Raw genomic sequence first — 3,067 nt, forward strand, 5'->3', positions numbered from 1 at the left:
CCGTTGTTTTGCATGTTGTTCTGCTCGTACTGGATTGTCTATTTTAGTGCGAACCTTATACTCATCTTTAGCCATTATAGTCGGCTTTTTCGTATCTGGATCAATAACCGACATTCCATTTTCGTTAACACTCACAGGATCACTGGCATCTAACTGCGTTGCAGTCCCATTTACACCATCTTTTGCATGTCCCAACTCATGAGCTAGACCAACTTGAGCAGGCCTTCCAGTAGATCCATCAGCATTCCTTATACCATATTCATCATTTTTCAGATCATTAGGATCAAAATTAATCGTAGAACCTGTACCTCATTTTATATTTCCAGCTGCTGCTGACATATCGTTAAAAGATGTTCTATTTCCTACTCCTTTATCTTCAATGATAATTTTATGCTCACTTTTAATTAATTCCGAAATCAACTCTGTCCCCACTGGCTTCGCGCCCCCCCAGGAGTTCCTGCAACCTGAATTGCTCCCTTTTCGGTTAAAAAAGCTTTGATGAGCTCAACTGTTGTCATTGCCATTCCTGCAGCTCCTATAATTGCTCCTCCAACTTTAAAAGAAGTTGAAACAACCTGAACCGATTTAGTATCAGCGCAAACTGTCTCTATAATCGCTTTAGAAGCAGTTGAACCAACTGGAGATTTCCATCCCGGCTGATTTTATTGATCTACTTAATCAATCAACAATTTTCTGTTATCAGTATTCGTGCAATAAATTTCTCTGCATTGCTCTTTTGGTTAACAAGTTCAACACCAAATGTAATTATTAAAAATGCTCCAAGAACAAGCATAACTACACTGTAAAAACATGCGAGTATTATTATCGAAACAAGAGCTAAAAGAATATATTTATATGAAACAAAATATGTCAGTTTTACAGTATTTTCCTTTGCACCTGATAACTCCAAAATACCAGTTTGCAGTTTGGACGCAGACGCACCTCGCATTTCAAATCTAGGCGGACCAGAATTATCAAACATAATATGTTTATCAGTTTCCTGGGCTATTCTATATTTATCCTCTCGCAGTTCCGAAATAGCTTTTTGACGAACAATATGTAAGTCTAAATGAGTTATTTGCGATATCTCATACTTTAATCTCAAATTATTAAAATTCATATTATTGACCTCCAAGGTATTTTTGTGTGTTTATTGACACACACCACCAAAATTAGCATTCCAATATTTCTTTAAATACATTTTCATTCAATGAAGCGATTTTAAATAATACAGGTAAAAACATAAAAACACCCAAAAGCGCTGCGAATGACTGCGCATAAATCCCAATCACTATAAATCCCAACATCATTGATATCGGGAACAATATTGGAGTGTAGTATATTAATTTAGCTGTCGTACATTGACTCCCTGGTTGTATCGCGAATCTTCCCTCGCCAATTCTCGTATGAAAGTCCGATCTATACCTTTTCTGTTATCGTTTTCATCATCAATAAAAGATATTTGCTCATAATCGAGCTGCTCATCTTTTCTCATTTTTTAAACTGTGTCTCTAAGTTAACAATTAACTAATTGACACAGTTTATTTTACACTCTCGTGAAATATGCCTTACGACCACCGATAGCTTTGATCTTAATGTCTGCTCCAGCAGGGCTCCTCGTTAGGTCTGGGCGATGTATCTTCAGGAAATCATGGATTTCCCAAAAAATAGCACCGTCCAGCTGCTTTTCGATTTGAAGCACTTCTTTATTCAAAATCTCCCCCATTGCCCTATGCAAAGCCTGATCTTTCTTGTTTCCCAACTGTGTTGGACTGAAGCTTAACCTTTTCCGTTTTGACTTAACTGCCACTTACACTAAACTCGATTGTTCCCGCCTTTTTGGTATACTGCACCAGCACAACCAGCTTCCCGCTGAAAAGCTTCATTCTTGGCAATTCAAAACTCTCCAGAGAAATAGCATCACCATTACATACCGACTTGAATACCCCTTCCCCAAACACAATAAATTGAAGTGGAAGCGTAGCTATCGGACATGGGTCTCCATCTTTATCTACCACAAATGCGTTACGAATTCAGAAAAATAAAAGCATAATCCAAAAGAGACGGGCAAAAGAAATACACACAAACTACTAATAATAAGCTACTTAATTGCAATTACTTGTCATAGCTATGTGGTAATTATCATCGATTATCTCCCTACAATAAACATAGTTTGAATAGTTTAGGTAAATAGACCGGTTTTGGTTAATGCTTGAGTTTATGAGCAAGAAGTTCATTCCTGTGGGGAATAGAAGATTGTGCGCCAAGACGTGTTACTGAAAATGCCGCAGCTTCACATGCAAAATCTACTGCTTCCACTAGAGACTTTCCTTCGGCAAGCGCCACTGCCAGCCCGCCGTTAAACACATCTCCTGCTGCGGTACTGTCTACTGTTTCTACTTGTTTTGCGGGGACCAGATGAAATGCGCCATGGTCTAATACAAGGGCACCCAAAGGGCCTAATGTGATGATTACAGATTTAATACCCAACTCATGTATAACCTGAGCAGCTTTCTTTGCGCTTTCCACATCCGTAACGGCTATGCCGGATAAAATGGAAGCTTCAGATTCATTCGGTGTAATGATGTCAATATGTTGTAACAACCGGTCCGACAATTTCGTTGCCGGTGCAGGATTTAAAATAACAAGAATATTCTTTTCCGAAGCTTTGAAGGTTATAAATTCTACAGTAGACATGGGAATTTCCAGCTGTAGTAACAGGATAGAGAATTGCTCAATCTCGTTTAGGGCAGGTTCAATATCTGAAACTAAAAGGTTTCCATTTGCTCCCTGCGCAACAACGATGCTATTTTCTCCCGAAGCATCTACTGTAATCAGCGCAACACCAGAAGGAAGCTCTTCATCTGAAACAATATATCTGGTATCAATTCCCTCTTTGTCCATCAGTTGAAAGGATTGCTTTCCAAATACATCATTTCCCATTTTAGAAACAAATGTCACATCTCCTCCTAAACGCGCAACTGCCACGGCCTGATTGGCGCCTTTCCCCCCTGGGTTCATGAAAAAAGATCCGCCTAATACTGTTTCCCCTGGTACTGGAATATGT

General features: G+C 39.0%; 4 protein-coding genes and 1 pseudogene. All 5 read right to left on the reverse strand.

Translation table 11 applies throughout. The annotated features are described in order from the left end of the window. Positions 1-297 (reverse strand): annotated as a pseudogene (locus DBR11_RS29445) (M91 family zinc metallopeptidase); the annotation flags it as partial. A gap of 385 nt (positions 298-682) precedes the next feature. Continuing rightward, positions 683-1,120, reverse strand: coding sequence for a hypothetical protein (locus tag DBR11_RS28650; RefSeq protein WP_146186708.1), 438 nt, complete (start codon positions 1,118-1,120; stop codon positions 683-685). 426 nt (positions 1,121-1,546) lie between these two features. Continuing rightward, on the reverse strand, positions 1,547-1,810 hold the full coding sequence (locus DBR11_RS28655) for a hypothetical protein (protein ID WP_146186709.1): 264 nt from the start codon (positions 1,808-1,810) through the stop codon (positions 1,547-1,549). Then, positions 1,800-2,018: a hypothetical protein gene (locus tag DBR11_RS28660; protein ID WP_233260948.1), complete on the reverse strand. Its 219-nt coding sequence runs from the start codon at positions 2,016-2,018 to the stop codon at positions 1,800-1,802. The genes DBR11_RS28655 and DBR11_RS28660 overlap by 11 nt, the downstream gene beginning before the upstream one ends. A 187-nt stretch (positions 2,019-2,205) precedes the next feature. Continuing rightward, positions 2,206-3,067, reverse strand: an 862-nt coding sequence (gene rbsK, locus DBR11_RS28665) for a ribokinase (protein ID WP_108555942.1), incomplete at its 5' end; no start/stop codon positions are given.

Origin of the sequence: Pedobacter sp. HMWF019, from assembly GCF_003061025.1 — a bacterium.
Classification (GTDB): Bacteria; Bacteroidota; Bacteroidia; order Sphingobacteriales; family Sphingobacteriaceae; genus Pedobacter.

Excerpts from the sequence above, each read along its gene's own strand:
- DBR11_RS28650 (WP_146186708.1), bottom strand. The coding sequence starts at position 1,120 with ATGAATTTTAATAATTTGAGATTAAAGTATGAGATATCGCAAATAACT.